Annotated in this window: 20 protein-coding genes; 10 read left to right on the top strand and 10 right to left on the bottom strand. The window is 44.6% G+C overall.

Annotated elements, in window-relative coordinates:
* Positions 1-13 precede the first annotated feature (13 nt).
* Both recA and trmB read right to left on the bottom strand, forming a co-directional pair.
* A complete protein-coding gene (gene recA / locus IP485_RS08830) occupies positions 14-1,072 on the bottom strand; it encodes a recombinase RecA (RefSeq protein ID WP_198326913.1) in 1,059 nt (352 codons plus the stop codon).
* 1,044 nt (positions 1,073-2,116) lie between these two features.
* Positions 2,117-2,956 (bottom strand): tRNA (guanosine(46)-N7)-methyltransferase TrmB, encoded by an 840-nt coding sequence (trmB, locus tag IP485_RS08825; RefSeq protein WP_198326912.1) that lies wholly within the window; start codon positions 2,954-2,956, stop codon positions 2,117-2,119.
* 196 nt (positions 2,957-3,152) lie between these two features.
* Here trmB and IP485_RS08820 point away from each other — a divergent pair, with 196 nt between their 5' ends.
* Positions 3,153-4,082 (top strand): DUF2628 domain-containing protein, encoded by a 930-nt coding sequence (locus tag IP485_RS08820; RefSeq protein ID WP_198326911.1) that lies wholly within the window; start codon positions 3,153-3,155, stop codon positions 4,080-4,082.
* Positions 4,083-4,105: 23 nt separating this feature from the next.
* On the opposite strand, the gene IP485_RS08815 is transcribed toward IP485_RS08820, so the two are convergent.
* The 8 genes from IP485_RS08815 to gmk all read right to left on the bottom strand — a co-directional run bounded on the left by IP485_RS08815 (position 4,106) and on the right by gmk (position 14,895).
* On the bottom strand, positions 4,106-5,992 hold the full coding sequence (locus IP485_RS08815; RefSeq protein WP_198326910.1) for a monovalent cation:proton antiporter-2 (CPA2) family protein: 1,887 nt from the start codon (positions 5,990-5,992) through the stop codon (positions 4,106-4,108).
* An 89-nt stretch (positions 5,993-6,081) separates the two neighbouring features.
* Positions 6,082-6,795 carry a hypothetical protein gene (locus tag IP485_RS08810; RefSeq protein WP_198326909.1) on the bottom strand — a complete coding sequence of 238 codons (714 nt, stop codon included), beginning with the start codon at positions 6,793-6,795 and terminating at the stop codon, positions 6,082-6,084.
* A 163-nt stretch (positions 6,796-6,958) separates the two neighbouring features.
* Positions 6,959-8,080, bottom strand: a complete 1,122-nt coding sequence (locus IP485_RS08805) for a cation diffusion facilitator family transporter (RefSeq protein WP_413787027.1) — start codon at positions 8,078-8,080, stop codon at positions 6,959-6,961.
* Positions 8,081-8,351: 271 nt separating this feature from the next.
* Positions 8,352-10,640 (bottom strand): primosomal protein N', encoded by a 2,289-nt coding sequence (locus tag IP485_RS08800; RefSeq protein ID WP_198326907.1) that lies wholly within the window; start codon positions 10,638-10,640, stop codon positions 8,352-8,354.
* A gap of 122 nt (positions 10,641-10,762) precedes the next feature.
* Positions 10,763-11,143, bottom strand: a complete 381-nt coding sequence (locus IP485_RS08795) for a RidA family protein (protein ID WP_010201437.1) — start codon at positions 11,141-11,143, stop codon at positions 10,763-10,765.
* A gap of 152 nt (positions 11,144-11,295) precedes the next feature.
* Positions 11,296-13,494, bottom strand: a complete 2,199-nt coding sequence (locus tag IP485_RS08790) for a RelA/SpoT family protein (RefSeq protein ID WP_198326906.1) — start codon at positions 13,492-13,494, stop codon at positions 11,296-11,298.
* A gap of 350 nt (positions 13,495-13,844) precedes the next feature.
* A complete protein-coding gene (gene rpoZ / locus IP485_RS08785) occupies positions 13,845-14,105 on the bottom strand; it encodes a DNA-directed RNA polymerase subunit omega (RefSeq protein WP_057761396.1) in 261 nt (86 codons plus the stop codon).
* Between the two features lie 163 nt (positions 14,106-14,268).
* A complete protein-coding gene (gene gmk / locus IP485_RS08780; protein WP_198326905.1) occupies positions 14,269-14,895 on the bottom strand; it encodes a guanylate kinase in 627 nt (208 codons plus the stop codon).
* 396 nt (positions 14,896-15,291) lie between these two features.
* On the opposite strand from gmk, the gene ispH reads away from it, so the two are divergent.
* From ispH to IP485_RS08735, 9 genes are all read left to right on the top strand, one after another.
* Positions 15,292-16,248, top strand: coding sequence for a 4-hydroxy-3-methylbut-2-enyl diphosphate reductase (gene ispH, locus IP485_RS08775; RefSeq protein ID WP_198326904.1), 957 nt, complete (start codon positions 15,292-15,294; stop codon positions 16,246-16,248).
* A 25-nt stretch (positions 16,249-16,273) separates the two neighbouring features.
* Complete coding sequence (locus tag IP485_RS08770) at positions 16,274-16,519, top strand: hypothetical protein (protein WP_194364732.1); 246 nt, start codon at positions 16,274-16,276, stop codon at positions 16,517-16,519.
* A gap of 27 nt (positions 16,520-16,546) precedes the next feature.
* The gene (locus IP485_RS08765; RefSeq protein WP_198326903.1) at positions 16,547-17,362 is read left to right on the top strand and encodes a thioesterase family protein; all 816 of its coding nucleotides are present in this window, start codon (positions 16,547-16,549) and stop codon (positions 17,360-17,362) included.
* Between the two features lie 614 nt (positions 17,363-17,976).
* Positions 17,977-19,944: a molecular chaperone HtpG gene (gene htpG / locus IP485_RS08760; RefSeq protein ID WP_198326902.1), complete on the top strand. Its 1,968-nt coding sequence runs from the start codon at positions 17,977-17,979 to the stop codon at positions 19,942-19,944.
* A 311-nt stretch (positions 19,945-20,255) separates the two neighbouring features.
* Positions 20,256-21,734, top strand: a complete 1,479-nt coding sequence (locus tag IP485_RS08755; RefSeq protein ID WP_198326901.1) for a C13 family peptidase — start codon at positions 20,256-20,258, stop codon at positions 21,732-21,734.
* Positions 21,735-21,843: 109 nt separating this feature from the next.
* Complete coding sequence (fghA, locus tag IP485_RS08750) at positions 21,844-22,734, top strand: S-formylglutathione hydrolase (RefSeq protein WP_198326900.1); 891 nt, start codon at positions 21,844-21,846, stop codon at positions 22,732-22,734.
* 270 nt (positions 22,735-23,004) lie between these two features.
* Positions 23,005-23,253 carry a TIGR03643 family protein gene (locus tag IP485_RS13915; RefSeq protein ID WP_320154199.1) on the top strand — a complete coding sequence of 83 codons (249 nt, stop codon included), beginning with the start codon at positions 23,005-23,007 and terminating at the stop codon, positions 23,251-23,253.
* A gap of 113 nt (positions 23,254-23,366) precedes the next feature.
* Positions 23,367-24,059: a ribulose-phosphate 3-epimerase gene (gene rpe, locus IP485_RS08740; RefSeq protein ID WP_198326899.1), complete on the top strand. Its 693-nt coding sequence runs from the start codon at positions 23,367-23,369 to the stop codon at positions 24,057-24,059.
* A gap of 137 nt (positions 24,060-24,196) precedes the next feature.
* Entirely contained in the window at positions 24,197-24,550 is a 354-nt protein-coding gene (locus tag IP485_RS08735; RefSeq protein WP_413787026.1) for a hypothetical protein, read from the top strand.
* The last annotated feature ends 66 nt before the right edge of the window (positions 24,551-24,616 follow it).

The following is a 24,616-nucleotide window of genomic DNA, read 5'->3' as shown; positions in this document are numbered from 1 at the left end:
AATGATAAACCCATTATTGTACTGGTTCAGGTGCTGAGCCTTTATTAGCCACTTCTTTTTCTTCAGCTTTGGCCTCTTTTTTGGACCCGAGCTTTTCGTCACGAATCTTATCTTCGATTTCTTGAGCAATTGCAGGGTTTTCTTTTAAGAACAGCACCGAATTGGCCTTACCCTGACCGATTTTTTCGTCGCCATAGCTGTACCATGAGCCTGCTTTGCCAACGGCTCCAATCTCAACGCCTAAATCAATGACTTCGGCTAGATGGTTGGTACCTTCCCCGTAAGTAATTTCAAACTCAGCTTGACGGAATGGTGGTGCCATTTTGTTTTTGATGACTTTAACACGGGTTTGGTTACCGATGATTTCATCACCGTTTTTGACCGCACCGATACGGCGAATATCCATACGTACTGAGGCATAGAACTTCAAGGCGTTACCACCAGTTGTGGTTTCAGGGCTACCGAACATAACGCCGATTTTCATGCGGATTTGGTTAATAAAGACCACCATACAGTTAGAACGCTTGGCATTACCTGTGATTTTACGCAATGCTTGGCTCATCAGACGTGCTTGTAGACCCATATGAGAGTCACCCATCTCACCCTCAATCTCTGCGCGCGGTGTCAAAGCGGCGACTGAGTCAATGACGATCATATCGATAGCACCAGAGCGTACCAACATATCGGTGATTTCTAGCGCTTGTTCACCATTGTCAGGCTGTGAGAGTAGTAGCTCATCAGTGTTTACACCCAGTTTGCGTGCATAGACTGGATCAAGCGCATGCTCAGCATCGATAAAAGCACAGGTGCCGCCTTGCTTTTGGCATTCTGCAATGGCTTGCAACGTCATCGTCGTTTTACCTGAACTCTCCGGGCCATAAATTTCAACGATACGGCCCTTTGGGAGACCGCCAATACCAAGCGCAATGTCCAACCCAAGAGAGCCTGTAGAGACCACATCGACATCCATAATGGCCGAGTCATCGCCTAGATGCATGATGGTATTTTTACCAAACTGCTTTTCGATTTGGCCTAGTGCCGCTTTGAGGGCTTTGGCTTTGTTGTCGTCCATATTGGATTCCTTGATTATGATGATTAAATTGATGCTACAAGTACAATATTGATAACGTTGGAGTTTTTGGCAAACGCATATTGACTGTTATTAAGCAGGTAATTCTTGTTTGACTATTTTGTTTAAAAATAGGTTGTCACATAAAGGCTATCGGTAGTAGTATCGAAGATATCGCTTTACTATACAGTAAAATTAAATAGCGAGAGCAGTAAAAATAAGTTCGTTATTAGCTATAGTGATAGGTTTCTCAGGTCATACTATGGATGCTAGTTATTTAGCATGGCTTATTAAGATGGCTGATTTGATAGAGTCATTATAACAAAATCTAAGCGCTAAATTGGGGTGATAGTGATGCTAAGCGACACTAGATGTCGTATGGTATACCGCTGAAATTTACAGAGATGGCAACTAATGTGGATATGATTTAGAACATGATAATGACTTCGTTTGTCAATAGATTCAGGAGTTGTCCACAATAAATATTCTGCTTAATTTGAGGGTTTGTGAAACATCATCGATACCTTAAATATTTAAAAAAATATTTAAAATAATTTCTTATGGTTATGTATTTAATGTAAGTATTTGATTTTAAAGTTTTTTTAAATTGTACAAAAAATGAACGATTTTACCTTAACCTTTAAGTTACCTAGCCATATAGTTGTCAAGTGGCGACTTATACACAGGGTTATCCACAGCTTATGGGGAGAACTCTCCAAGCCCTTATAGTACCTATGTTTGCGCGGACAAGCGCTATACCAGAAGCCTCTCATACTATGCATTTGATACTGATAAAGACAATATTTAAGCAATAAACGCTGCTGTGAGACCGATGTTTCACATAATGATAATTTAGATTTTTTCACGTATATCATACTATAGGCCTTTGAAGTCAGGGGTGTGACCACAGAATGACGATTAAAATCTCGTTAAGCATATTAATAGGTGCAATAGCAAGACTATATATAGACATAAAAAATAGGCACAAAAAAGCGGCTACATCAGATAGCCGCTTTATCAAAATTATCGAGAGTTAAAGAGTCTCTATCAGTCTTTAATATAGATTAAGTCCCAAACGCCATGACCACGGTCAAGACCGCGACGCTCAAACTTAGTCATTGGACGAAAGTCAGGACGGTCAGTAAAATTGCCAGCGCCCGCTTTGTTGGTCAATCCAGCAAAACCATCCAATACTTCAACCATCCAAAATGCATAATGCTCCCAGTCAGTCGCCGCATGGAACCAACCGCCTTGTTTTAGACTACGCGTTAAGATAGTCATACGTTCAGGACTGACAAAACGACGTTTGTAATGACGTTTTTTCTGCCATGGATCAGGAAAATAAAGCTGAATACGGTCAATATGGTTTTCTGGCAATTGTTTGAGCAATTGAATGGCATCACCATTGATGATTTTGACATTGCTTAATTCTTGAGTGCCCGCCATATAAGCACATTTGCCAATACCAGGTTCATGGACTTCGACCCCAACAAAGTTACGACTAGGTTCAGCGGCTGCCATCTCAATAAATGAAACGCCTAAGCCAAAACCAATCTCTAAAGTAAGCGGGGCATCAGAGCCGTTCGGGCTATCAGCGAACAGTACGCGCAGATCGTCAATACCACTAAGGTCGCCATCACCGAAACTGTTATTGACCAGATACTCAGAAAATTCTGGAGCGGTCAGTGCCAGCTCAGCGTTCTTGTTCATGTGCGTGCGGCGCTTCATAAACGTATTGACGATGCGAATGTGCTTGTCAGAGTTAGGCTCCATCTCTCCGCTCTCGCTGGTATCCGTATCGATAGGCTCATTAGTGCTATTGAGAGTGTGTTCATCAGTAGTATCAGTACTATTGATGCTGTCATTGATATCAGTAGATTGACTCATAGGATTTGTAAGGCTTAATTAGGTAAGTGATGTTTGCTCATTATAAGTTAAATCCTTACAACTGTGAACGAACAATCCGCTTTTAGCGTGTTTGCTAGTTAGTGTGATGGTTTCTTTATACTACACATGAGTTTTAGCGTTATCATATAATGACAGTTTCTAGACATTTTTCTAAGAATCAGTAGAGCGTATTGCCATGCTATTTATTGAGACGGACTCACCACCACCTTTTTATCAAGAATCATTAACGCCTGCCAAGCGTCAGCAGTTGGATAAATGGTTCATTGGTAATCGTACCCAACATTATTATCTTAAACGCTTTGAGCAGTTTGATCGGCAGGGATACCTATCACCGAAATGGCACTGGGCAGCATTTTTTATCACTTTTCCTTGGTTGTTATACCGTAAGCGCTACATGGATGCCATTGTCTACAGTGTAGCAGGATGGTCATTCATCCAGCTAAATGTGGCCATCGTGCTCGTGGCTTTTGAGTTCGTCGCGATGTCCTATGTGCCAGATGCTTACCAGACGGCCACCCGTATCGGTATTGCGGCTGTGATTTGGCTGTTTTGGTCTGCTATGGTGGCGCGCTGGACGGATGCGTATTATTATCGAATGGCGCGACGTGAGATCGCTGATGCTATCAATGACCATCCGCGAGACGAGGCAAAACAGAAGGCACATCTAAAAAAAGAGGGCGGCGTCAGCTTGTTTGGATTGGCGTTAGGGTTTGGACTCTTTGCTTTTTCGCTATTGGTCATCAAGGTGCAGTTTTTACCTATCATCGCTAAACCAAAAGAAAATGCAGTGCTGTTCGATACTTATGACATTGCCAAAACTGCACAAAACCGAGTGGCGTTGATTTATCAGCAGACAGGGCAGTGCCCAGTAAATCTACCGCTTAGTACGGAACAGCAGCAGCTACGTATGTATGTCGATACCCAAGCCGCTGGGGTGGTCAACACCGACTGTGCGGTGGTGGCAACGATTCAAAATGTGACGTTCCCCATACGCTATCTAAACGATCAGACGCTGGTTTTTTATCACATCCCAGACAGTGATGACTGGCGCTGTACAAGCTCGCTGAACAAGAAACAAGCACCCCCAAACTGTATCGCTGATTAAGGGCTGCAGCTACCTATTTTTTGCTAATGTTTAGCATCTTTTGCGGTGCTATCAGGCTCATCCACTGGTGTTGCCTGACTCTTCAACGCTTCATAAAAATCGGTCAAATCCATTTTACGTGCCTTACCGATATCCTCGTCAAACAAGCTTTCAAGCTCTGCCATCGCTGATTGTGCGGACTCAATCATACTGGCTTCATCATCATAAATAGCTTGCTGACGCTCGATCAAATCATCATCATAATCACGGAAAGTTTGCACCGTTTCGCGTGCTTTTTCAGGAGAGATACCGAGCAGTTGTAGCGACTCACGTGACATATCTAAAGACGACAAATACGTCTCACGCCAAATATGTCGCACCCCAACTTCGCGCAGACGATAGTAATGCTGACGATCCCGTGCTCTTGCCAATACAATTAGTTCAGGATAGTTTTTACGTAAGTACTGAGCAGTAGTGATGGAGCGCTCTAAATCATCGATAGCGAGAATAAACACACGTGCTTTTTGAATGCCTGCCGCTCGTAGAATTTCAGGGTTTTTTGGGTCACCATAGTAGACTTGGTTACCAAATTTACGTACAAAATCCACTCGGTTTGCAGAGCGTTCGATGGCGGTAAATTCGATATTATGCATGCGCAGTACACGGCCGATAATCTGACCGACACGGCCGAAGCCCGCGATAATAACCTGATGTTCATGATCGGGAATCGTATCGTATTCGCGGCTCGGTTTGCTCTTTGCAAATAATGGCTCACCCACTTTTTCTAACAATAAAAATGCCAGTGGTGTAAGCGCCATTGAGATGGTAACCACAAGGTTCAGGGTATTGGCAAGCTCAGGACGTAAGACATTTTGGGCAGTGGCGACACTGAATAGGACAAAAGCAAACTCACCGCCTTGAGCCAAGGTCACGCCCAATCTGATACTGGTCGGCCAGCGATTGCCCGATACTTTTGCGATACCTGCAATCACTGCAAACTTGATAAACATTAAGGCGAGCGCACAGCCAATAATAAAGATGGGCTCTGCCAAAATGAGTTTGACGTCAGTGAGCATACCGACCGACATAAAGAATAGACCTAATAGTAAGCCTTTAAACGGCTCGATACTGGCTTCTAACTCGTGGCGATATTCGGAATCTGCTAACAATACACCTGTCAAAAATGCACCTAACGCCATTGATAGACCGATTTGACCCATCAAGATAGACACGCCCATCACAATAAATAGTGCCACGGCAGTCAGCAACTCTGATGCACCACTGGAAGCCACAAATTTAAAGAAGGGTCGAACCACATAACGGCTGGCAAAAATAAGCCCAGCAAAAACGGCAAATACTTTACCAAAATAAATCAAATCGTAGCTTTGTTCACGCACCCCTGACAAGAACGGAATGACGGCCAGTAACGGAATGACGGCGATATCTTGGAACAATAGGATAGTAAATGCTTCTCGACCATGTGTGCTGGACAGCTGCTGTTTTTCAGTCAGTATCTGTAGCACAAACGCAGTAGAGGAGAGCGCCAAACCAAAACCCACGATAAAGGCGGTATCCATCTGTAAGGAGAAAAACTGATGCAACAGCCACATGAGTAGCGTACCAGTCAGACCAACTTGCAAACCCCCCAATACAAATATAGAGCGGCGCAGCGCCCAAAGCCGTGAAGGTTGCAGCTCAAGCCCGATAATGAACAGCAGCATGACCACGCCAAACTCTGAAAAGTGCAATAGGCTTTCTGCGTCGCCTGCCACATCCAATCCGCTTGGACCCAATATGAGTCCGGTGATGAGATAGCCCAAGACGGTTGCAATACCAAAGCGTTTGCCAAGGGGGACAAAGAGCAGTGCTGCTCCCAAAAAGATAGTGGCTTGCAACATGAGATTTGGTGAGCCAGCGGCAGCAGCAAACATTTGGGCTCCTTAAAATTGGAATAAAGTAAACAATATAAAATAGAGATGACTAAACACAGTAGGTCTGAAAAACATCGCGCTAATACTTATTATTTTTTGCGATAAATTTTCCACACCCCATTGTCCGCAAGTGGATTGTTATAGGCATCGTTACGACGTTTGCGCGGTGTTTGCCTGCTATCGACAATCTTAAAGTCAGGCAGTGCATGTACGATGAGTCCAGTACGATAGAAACGTACGCGCTCAGGCTCTAACATCTCACCCTTAATATCACGGCAAAAAACGTAAGCACGCAGATCGATAAACTCACGATGAGCCACCAAACGCACCTCATCATCGTTATCGAGTACCGCTGTCATGCGCGCAATCTCATCATCAGTATAGTGACCACACTTATCAGTTAATGCACCTACTGAGCCAAAGCTTTTGGATTCTTTGGCGTGAGTCTTGGTCAGATGCAAACGCTGCACATGATAGATAAACTGTGGTATCTCAAGGCTGGCTGGTAGTGGTAGATAGTCAGGTGGCAGATTGGCCGCTGGGTAAAAGGTGTTTGCACGCTCAAGCAGGCTACTCCACTGCTGCTGATAGGTCTGCACTTCAGCCAGATTGCCCTCATAGATTGGCATATCGCGAACCTGCCGTAGAATATCAGGCGGGAATTGCTCATTACGAAAATTGGCAATGTCTTCTTGCAAGGTTGATAGCAACGCTTTGGCATATTTTTTGCCAGCTGTCGACGTAGGGTCATCGTTGCCATTAATATGGCTGGGGGCAACAAAGGGAGCTGAGCGTCTAGACATAGTAGGAATTCATTAAGTAAACGTTAATAAGTTATTTAAATATACAGCAATTATCGTGACAATATGCCAGTCGCGCTGACTTTTTCGATATTTTAACATGCTAGAACAGCGTTCGTGTTTAGGGCGTGTTTGATAATTCACAAATAGGCACTGCAATATCTATTTAATGTGAGTGCCCGATATGGCCACCTGCTGTTTTTGTTGGGCGCTCTGATATGTCACAAACGAGAGTGTCGCTATGCGGACGGTTTTGTGGATGCGATGAGCTTTCAACTTGGATGGTGGCATGATGAATGCCTAATGTTAATAGGCTTTGTTCAAGACTGGCAATCAGAATACTTGACTCATGAATACTCATTTCACCATCCACTACCACGTGACAAGAGAGGGCATTGAGGCCACTAGTAATGCTCCAGACATGGAGGTCATGTACTTTTCGTACTTGAGAGTCTTCGAGTAGTTTTTGCGCCACATCGACTAGCGATATATTGGCAGGCGTGCCTTCCATTAATATATGCACAGAATCACGTACGACACGGTAGCCACTGACTAAAATAAGCAAGGCAACGATGACAGACGCCGCCGCATCTGCCCATATCCAACCAAACCCTATCATCAGCAAAGCGGCAATAATGGCAGCAACAGAACCTAATAAGTCGCTCAATACATGCAAATAAGCACTTTGCATATTAAGGTTAACGGGTTCTGTATTACTAGGTTTCTGCTCTGCGACCTTGGCATCATCCGTACCATGACTATGGCCGTGTGATTCGCCACTTTGACTACCTCGGTGCATTAGCCAAGCGACCAAGATATTAACCAACATGCCGACAGTGGCAACAATCAGCATGCCTTGGGTCGCAATTTCTGGCGGTGAGTTAAAGCGTTTAATCGCTTCATAAAAAATCATCAGAGCGATAATGACAAGTGTCGCGCCATTGAGCATAGCGACGAGTATCTCAAAGCGCTTGTAGCCAAAGGTTTTTTGATGAGTGGCCGCTTTTTCACCAATTTTGAATGCCATGAGGGTTGCACCTAGCGCTATCGCATCGCTGAGCATATGCCCTGCATCAGACAGCAGTGCCAAGCTTCCTGTTAGCCAGCCACCAATCGCCTCAATAAACATATAACCTGTGATAATGACAAAGCTAAATAGTAAGGTGCGCTGATAACCTCTGGTATCTTGCGATGCTATCGTCTGCTCTAAATGCCCATCATGATCGTGGTTGTCTTGAGCATTATGGGTGTAATGATGCTCAGTATTATCTTTTAGATGCTCAGGCATATCAGTGCCCTTATTCTGATGAGTATGAGAATGCGCTTTGGCGTTTGAGTTTTTTCGATTCATAACGACACTCAAGTCTGCTGATTGATGTGCTAATTAACCAATACTCAAAAAAAGTGTAGGGGCTTTATCGCATAATATTTGACTATAGCTATAAATTTAACATAGCCAAGTATCAGACGCTGTAACAACGAAGTAAATATGCAGGTGATAGAGGAAAGAGACAGTGATATCGGCTATTTGATGTATGTATTCGATTTATATATCAGAGCTACCAGCCGACAGGGTCGATGTCCAAGGTAAGTTTGAGATACTTAGCACTTGGCAAGGCTAGAACGGGTTGCCACCATTGATTCAATACATGGTGCAGCTGCCGCCGGTCTTTGGCTAAGAGCAACAGCTGTGCATGATAGCGGCTGTTCTTTTTGCTCATTGGTGCATCAATAGGTCCGAGGACAGCGAGATTATGAGCATGTGGCAAATGAGCAATGGCATCTTTGAGTGCTTGAGTGGTGGCTGCTAATGTTTTGCCTTCACAGCGTATCAATGCAGCATGGCTATGAGGCGGTAAGCCCATCATTTTGCGCTCTTGCAGCAGCTCGCGAGCAAATGACAAATAACCGTCTTTGACCAGTTTTAACAGCAGCTCGTTATCAGGTTGCAAGGTCTGGATTAAGACGCGCCCAGATTTGTCACCGCGCCCTGCACGGCCTGCTACCTGAATCATGAGCTGCGCGGTATGCTCTGGTGAGCGAAAGTCTGCTGATAAGAAGCCTCGATCGGCATTAGGCAAGCAAACCAGTGTGACATTGGGAAAATGATGACCTTTAGCGACCATTTGCGTGCCGACCAATATGGCAGGATTGCCTCGATTAATTTGCTGATAGATATTCTCCCAGCTGTCTTTGCGCCTTGTGGTATCACGGTCGATTTGAATAATCGGATAGAGCTCTTTGCTGGTTTGGGGATTGGCAAAGATGGCATGCAGGTTTTCGCTGAGCCTTGTGGTTCCCATACCTTTGGCATCTAGATTTTGACTGCCGCAATCAGGGCAGACAGTAGGAATGTAGGCTTGCCAATCGCAGTGATGGCATTTCAAATAAGAATTAGCTGAATAGTTGCTGTGCTGAGATCCGCTGTTATAGTGAACGGTTAGATGAGCGTCACAGCGCGGGCAGTCCGCCTGCCAGCCGCACGCTTCGCACAATAAGACAGGCGCATAGCCACGACGATTCAAAAATATTAATACCTGATCGCCTGCTTCTAGTGTTTGTTTGATTGCCCCAATCAAGGCGTCTGTCAGCCCCGTGTCGTAGCGTGCACCATCATCTTGTGCTTGCTGATGAGTGCTTTGCAAACGCGCATCGATTAGCTGCATGGTTGCAGGTCTGGCATTACCGGGGCGAGTCAGCAGCTGACATTCTACCAGCTTGCCATCATCGACCAGTTTTAGATGCTCAAGAGAGGGCGTGGCCGTACCGAGCACGACTGGGATTTTGTACTGTAGGCCGCGATAGAGCGCAACATCAGCGGCATGGTAACGCAGTGTGTCTTGCTGCTTATACGAGCCATCATGGGCTTCATCCACAACGATGAGTCCCAGATTAGCAAATGGATATAGCACTGCTGAGCGCGTACCAATAACGATTTGAGCATGTCCTGTACGGCAGTCCTGCCAACCTTGCAAGCGATGGGTATTGGTCATCCCAGAATGTAATAAGACAATATGGGCGGCGAAGCGACTGGCGAACCGTGCACGCGTTTGCGGTGTCAGCCCAATCTCTGGTACCAAAATCAGCACCTGTTTGCCAGCTTCTAGCACCGCTTGCATCGCTTGCAGATAGACCTCAGTTTTGCCGCTGCCAGTAATACCATTTAGCAGAAAACCAGTATAGTTCTCGGACTCATGTGCAGCAATAATCGCATCGACGGCAAGCTTTTGCTCATCATTGAGATCAAGTGGCATTTTTGCCAGTTTAACGGGAGCAGGTGCTTGTTTGTGCTCGATATAGCGCTCAATAAGACCTTTGTCTTCGAGCGTCTTTAGGAAGGTTCGCTGCATACCTTCTAGTAGCAAGACATCTTCACTCGCGCCATGCTGACCATGTAGCTTTAGCATATCGAACTGCTGCTTTTGCTTTTTTGCATTAGCACGAAAATCATCATCAGTGATATGCGGCAGGATTCGCCAATGCGTAATCAGCAAGTCTAAGGGTTTGCCTTGACGAACAAGGCTCGGCAGAATAACGGATAAGACATCACCAAGCGGATAGTGATAGTAACGCGCCAGCCAATAGGCAAGCTTTAGCATACTAGGCTCTAGTATAGGCTCAGCATCTAGACAGGTATTAATGGGTTTTATTTTATTGATGGGTACGCTGCTGTCTTTTTGATCGACATGAGCGATTACGATGCCAATCAGTGTCTGACGACCAAATGAAACCTCAACACGGCTACCAATCTGTGGTAGCGAGGCATTTGGCAAACCCTCCATATTGGCCGGTAGGCTATAGTCAAATACTCGATAAAGGGGAACAGGCAGGGCAACTTGTACCAACATAAACGGCTTCACAGGTTTATTAGAGTAATCTTGTTTTAAAATAAAAGGGTAGAGACCAATAAGCTTAGCATGATGCTAAGCTTATGATGGATCGACTTATAGAATAGTACTGACTATCGGTCTTATTCAATATATAGGATAGACTCGATTTCGACCACACCGCCTTTAGGTAGAGCAGCTACTTGTACAGCAGCGCGGGCAGGGTATGGCTCGCTCAAATTGGCAACGAATACTTCGTTTAATACCGCAAAATCACTTAAGTCAGTCAAAGACACATTGAATTTAACCACATCATTTAAGCTGCCACCAGCGGCTTCACAGATTGCTTTGATGTTTTCAAACACTTGCTCAGCCTGTGCTTTAAACCCTTCTCTCAACTCCATGGTCTCAGGATCAAAACCTAGCTGACCTGAAATATAAACAGTATTACCGACTTTAACGGCTTGAGAGTAAGTACCGACTGCTGCAGGGGCTTTATCCGTTTGGATGGTTTGACGAGTCATATGATTTCCTTTTGGTATTTTATTGGTTGGTTTGCTACTGAAAGATAGCAATGATAGGTATCAGTACTGTCGAGAATATCAATATCTCGACAGTATATATTTTGGTCTGACGAAGTAAGTAATTTGTAGTGAATCTCGCTAGACAGACAATATTATAATTGATATAGACGTATGATGTTAGGGAACCCTAACAATGAACGTAGTTCACGAATACCTTGCGCCAAATGATTGCGACTACGGACAATGATATGCAGGATGGTATCCGTGCTGCGCACATCGACGGTTTCTACCCCCATATTCAACTGGCGTAAATGATAGATAACCTCACTGATTTGCTCGTCGCTAAGCGCGATAGACAGCTTAAGATAAGCTGGAAAGCGAATTTTACCACTGTTCTTTATATCGAGCTCATTGATATCACCTTGCTTCACAGCATTGTCGCTACGCCAGCGGAGTTGGATAACTTGATAAGGGTTGTCTTTACGAATGTCATCTAGCGAGAAGCATTTGTGTCGATGGACGACCAGACCATGGCGTGATAAATGTCCAACGATCGGATCACCATAAATTGGATGACAGCAATTGGCAAAATCAAGTTCAACCCCAGAGGCATTAGCAATCAACTGCTGCGGCTGTGTCATGTCATCGCTATATACTTTTGCATTTAGATCACTGACTTCATCATTAAATAATCGGGTGACGACCAGTTGCGGCAAGAGTGTGCCCGAGCTTATCTGTTCAAACAACGCATCTTTTTCAGTCAATCCGCGCCATTCGGTCAGGTCTTTCCAATCTCTGTCTGTTAAGACATCGAGACTTTTTTGATAGGTTTTGAGTGCCCGATCCAATGCTTGACGTCCATGATGCTGTTTGTCAGCAGCAGATAGGTCTTTGAACCAACGCAAAATCTCTTCCCGCGCTTTATTAGTGACCACAAACCCTAACCATTCCGCTTTTGGTTCTGAATGGCTATTGACCTCAATCTCGATCGTTTGGCCATTTTGGACTACTGTACCGAGCTTTGCAGGCTTGTCATCGATATTGGCACCGACGGCGACATTGCCGACCATAGGCCCAACGGCATAAGCGAAGTCTAACGCTGTGGCACCTTGTGGTAGCTCATAAGCGCGGCCTTTTGGGCTATAACAAATAATTTTGCTAGAGTGCAGATAATCCATCAGCTCATTGATAGTAGAAACCGCTGCCGAAAAATCGGGGTTATTCTGATTTAAATTGTCTTCATCGACCAAGTCTTTCATATTACGTAGCGATGCTTGGATAACGGATTGACTGACATCAGAGGCATGTTCTGCACCAATGACACCCAGTCTCGCAGCACTCTGCATTTGCTTGGTCAAGATAGTCACTTTGACAACATCATTGTCACGCTCATAAATCAGCGTCAGTGATTGATTGCCACCTGGCAGTGGCCTGCGGATATTATCCGCGATATGCGTATCAGCAATTTGATATTTTTTAATTAGGTAATACGCAAGCTTGTCACACGACTCAATATTATCCAGGACAATCTCAAACGCATAATGGCGTAGTAAGGTGTTTATTTCACCGCGGTTTCGAAAGAACTGGCGATAGATAACAACCTGATTGTCTAAGACCTTGACCAGTCCATTGAGATCCAAATTATTAAGGACAATGCTCAAATAACGATGGATAGACTCTCTTTGAAAGTTGCGCCCAAGTCCATGCTGTAGCAACTTATCAGATAGCTTGCTATACATCTCAGAATCAAGGTTGCGATAACAAAGCACCTCAATATAATCAGCGATATCGTTTAAACCCATAAGACGGGCAAATGGCACATAAAAGTCCAAAGTCTCCTGAGCAGTTGTACGCTGTTTTTCAGGACGTACCGCATCAAGCGTCGACATATTATGCAGGCGATCAGCCAGTTTGATAATCAAGACACGCGGATCAGCCAGTGTGGCGGTCAGAATCTTATGAAAGGTCGCAGCTTTGTTTTGCTGCTTATTGTGTGCAGAAGATTTTAATTTGGTCACACCATCGACCAGTCTTGCAACAATCTTGCCATAGCGCTGCTCGATCTGCTCGTCACTAACATCAGTGTCTTCGACCGTGTCATGCAAAATGGCAGCGATAATCGTGTTTCGATCCAAGCGAAAGCCAGCCAATATCTCAGCAACTGCAATCGGATGCGTGATATAAGGTTCCCCTGACTTACGCTTGTCTTTGATATGCGCAATATCGCCGAACTCACAGGCATCAACAATATCACGGCGTTCAGCAGCAGTCAGATAGCCCACCGAGCGTAGCAAATTATATTGAGCATCATCGACAAGGTGATGACTGAGTTTGGGTAAGGTTTGACTCATAAAGTGATGATCCTGTTTCCACTACCTACTTAGCTTAATCATTTATCAACGTAAATGATGACGGACTGCTGGCCTACCAGACAAAACCTAAAAACAAATAGGCTATTCTCTAATTAATCGCAAATTGTTGTCAATGTCAACTGATAAGCGAGCGTGCGCTATAAAAATTCTAACTCAATGGTCTATATTGCAGGGTAATTGGTTGCCGTAATAGCCAATGCAATACAGACACAACCAAAAAACCACAGCTTATGCTGTGGTCTCTATGGTCGATCAAGGCTTGTGTCCATTTTATAGAGCCATTGTTCACTCTATAGCTTGTACAAAATCTACCTTATCAAAACAGCTTTTTAGAAGCTGTGATCGCCTGACAATGCTAAATCTAATGAGCTGGTAGCAAAATTATGCTCTGGCTGATTTAGGATATCGCGTGTGATTTTGCCAGCGGCAATTTCACGTAGTGCTAATACAGTAGGCTTGTCGTTATCAACATCAACCAACGGCTCAGCAATGCCTTTTGCTAATTGACGCGCGCGCTTGCTTGCGACCAAAATTAGCTCAAAGCGATTATCAACATTATCCAAACAATCTTCAATCGTCACTCGTGCCATAAACAGCTACCTCGGTTGTTTTTATTAGTGATGGACTTTGCCCGCCACTCAATAAAAATAATATCAAAAATATAAAGGGGGATAGCGAAATATTATAGCATTTTTTGCCAACTCGCGTAGTTGCTTTTTATATCTACTTATCAGATAAGAGATATTGTCCAGTTTACTCCTCTACTTGATCATTTAGCAAGTTACTAATCGTACGACGATAACGCTGCTGCTGGCGTGCGAGTGTCTGTCTATCTGCCACGATAATCGCCTTAAGCTCAGTCAATGCCACTTCAAAGTTGTCATTAATAATAACAAAGTCAGCATGCACATACTGTGACATCTCATTCACTGACCCTGCTAGACGCTGCTCGATCACTTCTAAGCTGTCTTGTGCACGAGTCGATAAGCGCTGACGTAAGGTGGCGAGACTGGGCGGCAAGATAAAAACCATCGTCGCTTCAGTAAAGATTTTTTTCACTTGCAACGCGCCTTGCCAATCAATCTCTAAAATGACATCAACGCCTGCCTCTAACTGCGTACGCACACTTTGCTCTGATGTGCCGTAATAGTTACCAAATACTTCTGCATGTTCTAGGAACTTGCTTTCGCCGATGGCTTTAGTGAAGCTATCCACATCGGTGAAATGATAATGATGACCATCGAGCTCACCAGGGCGCGGAGTGCGTGTGGTATGAGACACACTGACCGTTAAGTCATTGGTGGTGGCAAGCAGTTGCTTCACCAGTGAGGTTTTGCCCGTACCTGAGGCGGCAGTGATAATAAATAATGAACCTGTCATACAGTCTGTCCTAGTAAGATATGTGCTAGTAAAATATGTCCGAATAAAACACCAAAAGGGGTGGTCTTGATTGTCTAAAACTGGAAAAAAGAAAAAATGCCATCATGTATGGCGATAGAAATCATAATTGATGCCTCATTATAAACTGCTATGTACGTTGAAGCAGGTTTTGTACGACAATTTAGCTTATTTTTATTGATGCTTTCAAATAAATGTCTGTGAAATGAGGCCACGCGCTCGTAGCAAAATTATTAAAAATTGTGCTGAGCGTGTCGCTATTTTCAAGGGCAATAAAAGCAAATTATGCTAAAGTAGCAGAATGAATTCATCTCAATATTTGAATTGACGCTTTTAAAATAAGCGTTAACTATAAATTATCCAATGATAGGCCTTCTTATGCAAATTTATCTTGCCAATCCACGCGGTTTTTGTGCTGGTGTAGACCGCGCGATTGCGATTGTTAACGAAGCATTAATACGTTTTGAGCCACCTATTTATGTCCGTCACGAAGTCGTACATAACAAGTTTGTGGTGTCAGACTTAGCCAATCGCGGTGCGGTATTTGTTGAGGAGCTGCATGAAGTACCTGATGGTTCTATTGTTATCTTCTCCGCGCATGGCGTCTCAAAAGCCGTCGAAGATGAGGCTGAGCGTCGTGATTTGACCGTGTTTGATGCTACGTGCCCTTTGGTGACCAAAGTTCATATCGAAGTGGCTAAGTTTGCACAAGATGGCATGGATGCGGTGTTGATTGGACACGCAGGACATCCAGAAGTAGAAGGCACCATGGGGCGCTTTAATCGTCGTCACGGTGGGCAGATTCATCTGGTCGAAGATGAGAGTGATGTGGCAGCATTGACAGTGCAGGATGCTGAGCGTTTGGCGTTTGTGACCCAAACGACTTTATCGATGGATGACACCGCTCGTGTCATCGATGCGCTACGTGAAAAGTTCCCTAGTATCCAAGGCCCTAGAAAAGACGACATTTGCTATGCCACCCAAAACCGCCAAGATGCGGTCAAAGACTTGGCCAGTCGCTGTGAGGTCGTACTAGTCGTTGGCTCGCCAAACTCATCAAACTCTAACCGCTTGCGTGAGCTGGCAGAGCGCATGGACTGCCGTGCCTATTTGATTGACAATGCCGGTGAGATGAACAGTAGCTGGTTTGAGGGTGTGCAGAGTATTGGAGTGACGGCGGGCGCGTCAGCCCCCGAAGTACTTATCCAAGAAGTATTGCAACAGCTGCAAGACTGGGGTGGGGATTTGCCAAGTGAGCTGTCAGGTATTGAGGAAAACGTGACATTTAGCCTGCCCAAAGCATTGCGAATTCCAGTGACCCAAGTGGGCAGATAACACCTATTTATATGAGCAGGTTAGGATGAAAAAGCAAAACAGTAAATTTGTATTGGCAAGTGCCACGCTCGCTGAGGTTAATACACAGCTAAAGCTCAATATGTTTGCGACGGTGGCCGTGGTATTTGTACTTATTATGAATATCATGAAGTTTATGGCAGACAAAACGGCTTTGTATGCTGTACTGACCATGGTCATGATTGTGTTATTATTTTTTATCAGAAAAACTCGCGCCATTCTTATGCTAAGAAAACACGAGCTGACTCAATAAATAAACCGTGAAATGTATAGGATAGTCATGACCGCTTATTACAAGTTTATCAAACGCGAACAGCCATTAGAGGGCGTCATTGTGGCGCACTACCAGCCAACCTTTCATGCACAAGGTGCTTGGAATGAGCATGAGCAGCACATGGCACCAGCCACCGGTTTGCTGACTGCTGAGCTAAGTGGTTTTGCCCCGCAAGCCAATATGCGTATTGCACGAGTGAGTTTGGATATTTTGGGTCTCATACCGCTTGGTGATTTTACGATTACCACGCGCTGTATTCGTCCGGGCAAAACCATCGAGCTGATTGAGTCAGTCATGAGCAGCCGTGGCCGTGATGCGATCATTGCGAGGGCGTGGCGTCTGATGACCCAAGACACGAGTGAGATTGCAGGTCTTGAAGACCAAACCGCACAGCATAAGCCTGAAGACTTACCTGTTTGGGATGATATGAAAGGTTGGCCGGGTGGTTTTATTAAAAGCGTGCGTCTGGTGGCTGAACCCGATCGTCGCCCTGGCTGCGGTATGGTATGGATCACCAATGATGTCGACATGATAGAAGGCGTACCAACAGGTGACGTCGTGCATCTACTGGGCATGGTGGATACTGCTAATGGTGTCGTACCAAGATTGGGTCTAGGATTATCCAAACTAGAGTGGATGTTCCCTAATACGGACTTGCAGATTCACATGCACCGCGCGCCAAAAGGTCGTTGGCTGGGTCTCGAAGCAGTACAGCAATACGGCGATGATGGCATAGGGTTGACCAGTGCCGTATTGCACGATGTGTATGGGCCTTTTGGACGTAGTGAGCAAATCCTCACCATTCGCCCGATGCCGCGCTAACCATTAATTGTACTAACCAATAAGTGTTAAGCAGTCTACGAATCAGAGCACAACATATAGTTTTGCAAAACAAAACAATATGGTTAAATCAATTAATTATGCGAATGATTGGTAATGGGGTTTAATAGTAATCAATAAGATAAAGTAGATTGATTTAGAAGTTTGCTGATGTATTGGAGAATACTATGAAATCAAAAGTTACTATGAAAACCGAGAGCCATTTTTCAAGTAAGCTGACGGCCATTTGGGATTTATTGATAGAAGCTTACTCAGGATAAAGTTTAATATAATTTCGATACAAGGAAACCGAGTGCAAGTTATACATTAGTATGCTTAGCGAGGATGACGATGTAGCGGATTTATATAGACTTGACTATATGCCTTTTTAAATGATTATGTGAGTATATGGCTCACAAAAAACACCGCCTTAGCGAACTAGGGCGGTGTTTTTTATTGATTAACCCTTTTACGCTTGAAATTTTCTTTGCTGCCCCTATTAGTATAGACAGTTTAACGATATTGCATCCGGCAAGTTTTCTCATATTACGAGGGCTGTCTTGGCAAATGTATCGTTATCTGATAATAGGTCTTTCATAGAATTTAAAGGAGTTTTTATGAGTGAAGCAACTCAAGCTGAAGGTCTGAATCCAGAACTAAAAAAACATACGTTTGAAGCGGAAGTGGCGCAGTTACTGCATTTAGTCACGCATTCGCTATATTCTAATGCTGATATTTTTGTCCGTGAGCTAGTATCTAACGCCTCCGATGCCTGTGATAAATTGCGTTTTGAAGGCACCAATGATGACAGTCTTTATGAAGATGATGGTGAGCTAAAAATTCGCATCGCCGTCGATGAAGACGCTAAGACCATTACCTTTACCGATAATGGTATTGGTATGAATGAAGCGGATGCCATCGAAAACTTAGGAACGATTGCTAAGTCTGGCACCAAAGCATTTTTGGACAAATTGTCTGAATCACAAAAGCAAGAAGGCCAATTAATTGGTCAGTTTGGGGTTGGTTTTTACTCAGGCTTTATCGTGGCTGACACCATCAGTGTCGAATCACGCAAAGCAGGTGAACCTGCGGATACAGGCGTACGCTGGGTATCGGATGGCACAGGCAGCTTTACCGTTGAGCCTATCACCAAAGCCACGCGCGGCACGGCCATCACTTTGCATCTAAAAGAAGAGTATTCTGAAGGCGAAGACAGCTATCTAGATCGCGCTAAAATCAAGCAATTGGTCAATAAGTACTCAGATCATATCAGTCTGCCAATTCAGATGCGTAAAGAAATCTGGCCAGAAGACATAGCCGAAGACGACAGCACTGATGAACAAGCGCCAACAGGCGGCGAAATGGTGCTGACTGATGAGTGGGAAACCATCAATAAAGCCAGTGCTTTGTGGACACGCTCAGGCTCTGAGATTGAAGATGATGAGTATGTCGATTTTTATAAAAACATCTCCTATGACATGGATGCGCCGCTGACTTGGACGCATAACCGTGTTGAGGGACGTGTACAGTACACGCAGCTGCTATATATCCCTAAAAAAGCACCAGTAGACTTATACACTCGCGACCAGCAGCACGGTCTAAAGCTGTATGTGAAGCGCGTCTTTATCATGGACGAAGCGGAGCAGTTGCTACCGATGTATCTGCGTTTTGTGAAAGGGGTGATTGACTCAGCTGACTTGCCACTAAACGTCAGCCGTGAGCTATTACAAGAATCACGTGATGTAAAATCTATCCGTGATGGTAACGCACGCCGTATCTTGACGTTGCTGGCTAGTCTTGCCAACAGTGAAGATGCTGACAAGCAAGAAAAATTTGCTCAGTTCTATGCAGAGTTTGGTGACGTTATCAAAGAAGGTGTGGGCGAAGATGCGGGCAACAAAGAGCGTATTGCCAAGCTATTACGCTATGCAACCAGCACACAAGACGGACTGGTTACCAGCTTTGAAGACTACAAAGCCCGTATGAAGGAAGGCCAAAAAGCCATCTATTATCTCACTGCTGATAATCTAGCAGCAGCAAAAAATAGCCCGCAACTTGAGCTATTCAAGAAAAAAGGCATCGAAGTTATTTTGATGACTGGTCGTGTTGATGAGTGGGCGATGAACTTCTTAACTTCATTTGATGAGACGCCACTACAAAACATCGCAAAAGGCGCTGTAGATTTAGGCGACTTGCAGGATGAAACAGAAAAAGCGGAAGCAGAGAAAGCACAAGAAACGCTAAAGCCGATAGTCGATAAGCTAAAAGCTGCACTTGGCGAGCGTGCTAAAGATGTCAAAGTATCGACGCGCTTGGTAGATAGTCCAGCTTGCTTGGTCGTTGGTGAAGGTGAGTTGTCACCGCAAATGATTCAGATGCTACAGCAAATGGGTCAGGATGTACCAGCGAGTAAGCCAACGTTAGAGGTGAATCCTGATCATCCGCTCATCAAAAAGCTTGAGACTAGCGAGCAATTTGATGATTTGGCACAAGTAATCTTTGATCAAGCATTATTGGCAGACGGCGGTCAATTAGAAGATCCAGCCGCTTACCTAAAACGCGTCAATGAGCTATTGATGAGATAATGTTTGGTAATTGATGTAAGAGGAGGTCTTGTACGCAAGACCTCCTTTTTTTATTCGAATTTTTGAGCGAATTTTACAAATCAGCCTTATCCTCTTAACCGACAATCCGTTACAATCGCGATAGATTAGCGCGCTAAAATATTAAGGGTAGCTAGTCGTCTTCTATAAATATTCCATCGTGAATTCAATATAAATAGATGTCTATAAAGCCGTGCACAATATTACAAGTCGATTGCTGCAAACGGTGGTTATATTAGGACAGTTATCATTGGGTTATTTTATTTTTCTCGACTGGCTAGAGGTCTAAGTCTTTGTCACTTACGTCGTTAAAAACCGTGTCACTTCAGCGCTTTTCGCTAAATTTCGCTGCCAATATTATTGCAACCTTATGGATGCTGGTTGGCTCCACACGTGCCTTTTCTTGGATCAAACCTACTTTTATACAGTTTGCCGTATTTGCGCTATTGGCTCTCGGTAGCAATGTCTTGTTTTCTTGGTTGGCTGCTGAAACGGGCAGTATGTTTAATGAGCAGGGTCTGGTCAGTTATCTGATTTGGCCGATGATTATTTTATTGAGCGGTATCATTTTGGCTCGGCGAGCCAGCAATCAAACATTGGTGTTTGTACCTGTTGTGCTGTGGCTAGTAGCTGATACATTATCAGCGCTACTACAGAGCTTGGTGCAGTTCTTTGGTAGCTATGGATGGTTACCGGAATGGAGTTACTCGTTTTTGCCGGTACTGTTTTTGGTATTGTTCTTGTGGCAAACGCTGGCGCTATTATGGATTTTTTCGCGCCGCCTACGGATACCATGGTGGGAGCGCGTTATTATATTGGTTGGTGCTGTGGCGCTATTGACTATCTGGCAACGCAATGTCGCTGACCAACCGATATTTAAGCAAATTCCAGTAGAGCCTGTCTTAGAGGAAGCTGCACTATACGAGCAGCCGCGTCTATTGCAGCAAGCACTGAACAGTATAGACCCAAGTATCGATGGCAAGACCGACTGGTACTTCATGGGAGTAGCCGGGTTTTCTGATCAAAACGTCTTTCGTTCTGAGATTAATAAAGTACGTGAGCTGTTCGATGTGCGCTTTGGCACCAGTGGGCATTCACTGTCATTGATTAACAATACCTATAGCTGGCTAGATGAGCCGATTGCGACCAAGACCAGCATTCTGCGCGGCCTAAAGAAGATTGGTCAGCAGATGAACGCTGATGAAGACGTATTGTTTTTGACACTGTCTTCGCACGGCAATGAAGACATCGTACAGCTAGAGAATCCACCGCTTGCGATGGACAATATCGAGGCGTCATGGTTGCGTGAAGCACTTGATGCTTCGGGGATTCGCTGGCGTGTCATCGTTGTTTCTGCCTGCTATTCAGGCTCGTTCATTGATGATCTGGCATCACCGACCACCGTGGTGATTACCGCATCTGCTGCCGACAAGGCCTCATTTGGCTGTACCAACAGCGCTGAGATGACGTATTTTGGTCAAGCATTTTTTGCCGAAAGCCTACGTGAAAACACCAGCTTTGAGGCCGCATTTAAGGATGCATCATATCGAGTACAAGAGCGTGAGCTGTATATGGGCTTTGAGCCATCAGAGCCGCAAATGGCAGTAGGCAGTCTAATGGAGACAGCGTTACCTGCATTTGAGCAAGTATTGTTTGACAAAGCCCGTCCATCGGTTGCCAGTATCACAAGTAATAGCATCTCTACGACCAATGCGTCATCTAGCAATAGGGCTGATGTATCAATGAGCAGTATAGAGGTAGTTGCTCCATAGGATGTATGTAGGTCTTACGAGCAGTGCTTTAGGTAACAAAGCTATCAATAAACACTATCAGTAAAAGCTGACAATAACCGCTGATTTTATTTTGGATAAAGAGGACATCATGCATACATCTTATAGTCATAGCTTGCTCACCAATAAGCAGCTCACACAAAAAAGCGTGAATCGCTGCTTTAACGGTGAGCAGCATTATTATAGCCATGAGTCGACATCGACCAAGACATCAATGACATTCAGTATTTATCTGCCGGATGAAGCATTGGCTGGGCGACGCTGTCCTGCGATATTGTATCTTTCGGGTTTGACCTGTAACGCTGACAACGTCACTCACAAGGCGCATTTCCAGCAAAAATGTAGCGAGCTTGGCATGATATTGATCGCACCTGATACCTCGCCTCGCAGCAGTGAAGACAACGATCTGCCAAACGACGATCGCTATTTTGTTGGTCAAGGTGCCAGCTACTACGTCGATGCGACCCAAGCGCCTTGGTCAGACAACTTTAATATGCAAAGCTACATCGTTGATGAGCTATATGACTTATTGCGCTCGGAGTTTCCTATCCACAGCATCGGTGTCACAGGGCACTCGATGGGTGGTCATGGTGCGTTATTACTTGGATTTAAGTTCCCTAGTAAGTTTGTTAGCGTATCCGCGTTATCGCCTGTGTGTGCGGCCAGTGAGTCGGCATGGGGTCAAGCCGCTTATACCGAGTATTTCGGTGATGATGAGTCACTATGGGCGCAAGCAGACGCCTCAAAGATGATTGAGAAAGTCGGCCAGCAGTACTCAAGTATATTGGTGGATCAAGGCGGCGCTGATAACTTCTTAGCAGAAGGTCAGCTGCAGACATCCAAACTACAAGAGGCTTGTACAAAAGCCAATCAGCCCCTAACATTACGTTATCAGGCGGGTCATGATCACAGCTATTACTTTATTCAAACAGTGATTAACGATCATATCGAACATCATTGGCACATGGCTCAACTGAGCTAGATTGCTAAGTAGACAACCGTAATACGTGTTTTCGCTATCCCATTTCATGCTCAAAAGGTGATTTTTATGGCAAGTTATCAAGATTTGACCGCTTCTAATTCAAAGAATAAGTCAGCAGATACTAGTTCTACAAAAGCGACTATGCAAGCCGATATGGATGCAGCGCTAAAAGACAAGCAGCGTAATAATTCTGCTAGCAGCAGCGACCAAATCCCTCAGCCTAAGTCAGACGAGTTTATTGCAAAAACGTTCGACGACGCGGGTGATAGAGTGCTTGATGAGACACAAATATCGCGTGTGATAGAGATGGCATGGGAAGACAGAACGCCATTTGGTGCGATAGAGCATAGCTACGGTCTCGATGAGACGGGTGTTATTAAACTCATGCGTCAGGAGCTCAAGCCATCGTCTTTTCGCTTATGGCGTCAGCGAGTCAGCAATCGTGCGACCAAGCACGAAGCAAAACGCTCATTTGAGGTAGGCCGCGCCTATTGTAAGACTCAGTACAAGCAGCGTTGATTGGTTGAGTATTAAGTACTTGAAAGCTTTCGAGTACTCAGTAAGTAATCCAGTTAAAATTTTCTTTTTAATTTATCAATATTTTATATAAACATGAATTAGGTAGCTCAATTATGATCAGTTCTGCTAAGCCTTATCTTATTGCACCATCAATCCTTTCAGCTGATTTCGCACGGTTGGGCGAAGAAGTGGAGAAGGTATTAGAGTCGGGTGCCGATGTGATTCATTTTGATGTGATGGACAACCATTACGTACCCAATTTGACGTTTGGTAGCATGATTTGTAAGGCGCTGCGTGATTATGGGGTTGACGCGCCAATCGATGTACATTTGATGGTCTCACCTGTTGATAGTATGATTGAGCAGTTTTTGGAAGCGGGTGCGAGTATCATTACCTTTCATCCAGAGGCCAGCGCTCATATCGATCGCTCACTGCAACTGATCAAAGATGGTGGTGCAGAATGCGGTCTAGTACTGAACCCAGCGACGCCGTTACATTATCTAGACTACGTCATGGATAAAGTGGATCAAATTCTACTCATGAGTGTCAACCCAGGCTACGGTGGCCAGTCATTCATAGAGGGTACTTTAGATAAAGTTCGCCAAGTCCGTCAGCGCATCATTACCAGTGGCCGCGACATTAGATTAGAAGTGGATGGTGGTATCAAAGCGAGCAACATCCGCGCCATTGCTGAAGCGGGTGCTGATATGTTCGTTGCTGGTTCTGCGATATTTAACCAACCAGATTATAAAGCGGCCATTGATGCCATGCGTGCAGAGTTATCATTAGCTAATGGTAGCGAGTGAGCAGTGTATGGTTGATGAACGGTATTAGCTATATAAGAGTAGTATTAAGATGTGCTGTATAACTTATAATGATGCCTAACAGCAAGTTACGTAAAGGTAGGTAGAATATGGACACGCAAAAATCAGTCAAATCATCAATGCCGTCTGACCCTGTGATAGGTCACGAGCAGCAGTCATCAGCCAACGGTGAAGAAAAACATCGCAGTTTGGTACCAAAGGGTATCACCATTGGCCTAGCGGTGTTTGCACTTGTACTTAGTTTGGCAGGTTATGGCTTTCGCCTAATGGTGGGTGATGATGTGGGCATGGTACTGCGGCATGCTGCGGTTATCGTGCCTGCCTTTATGTTAGGTATTCCCCTGTTTTTTTGGGTGGGTTCTCGCATACTCAATAAAGTTAAAGGCTTGCATATCGAGAGTTGGAATGCCATCAGCTTGGGCTATTTAACGTCTTGTATATCGATGCTATGGTTGATGGGCACTTATAGTTAAATGCTTTTGCTGCAAATAGAGTGTTCCTTCATACATATAGCGTTGTAGTGTTTCTTATAAGCTATT

Source organism: Psychrobacter sp. NG27, assembly GCF_016106655.1.
Lineage (GTDB): Bacteria > Pseudomonadota > Gammaproteobacteria > Pseudomonadales > Moraxellaceae > Psychrobacter.
The sequence above is the reverse complement of the archived record's forward strand: the minus strand, read 5'-3'. Positions and strand labels throughout refer to the sequence as shown.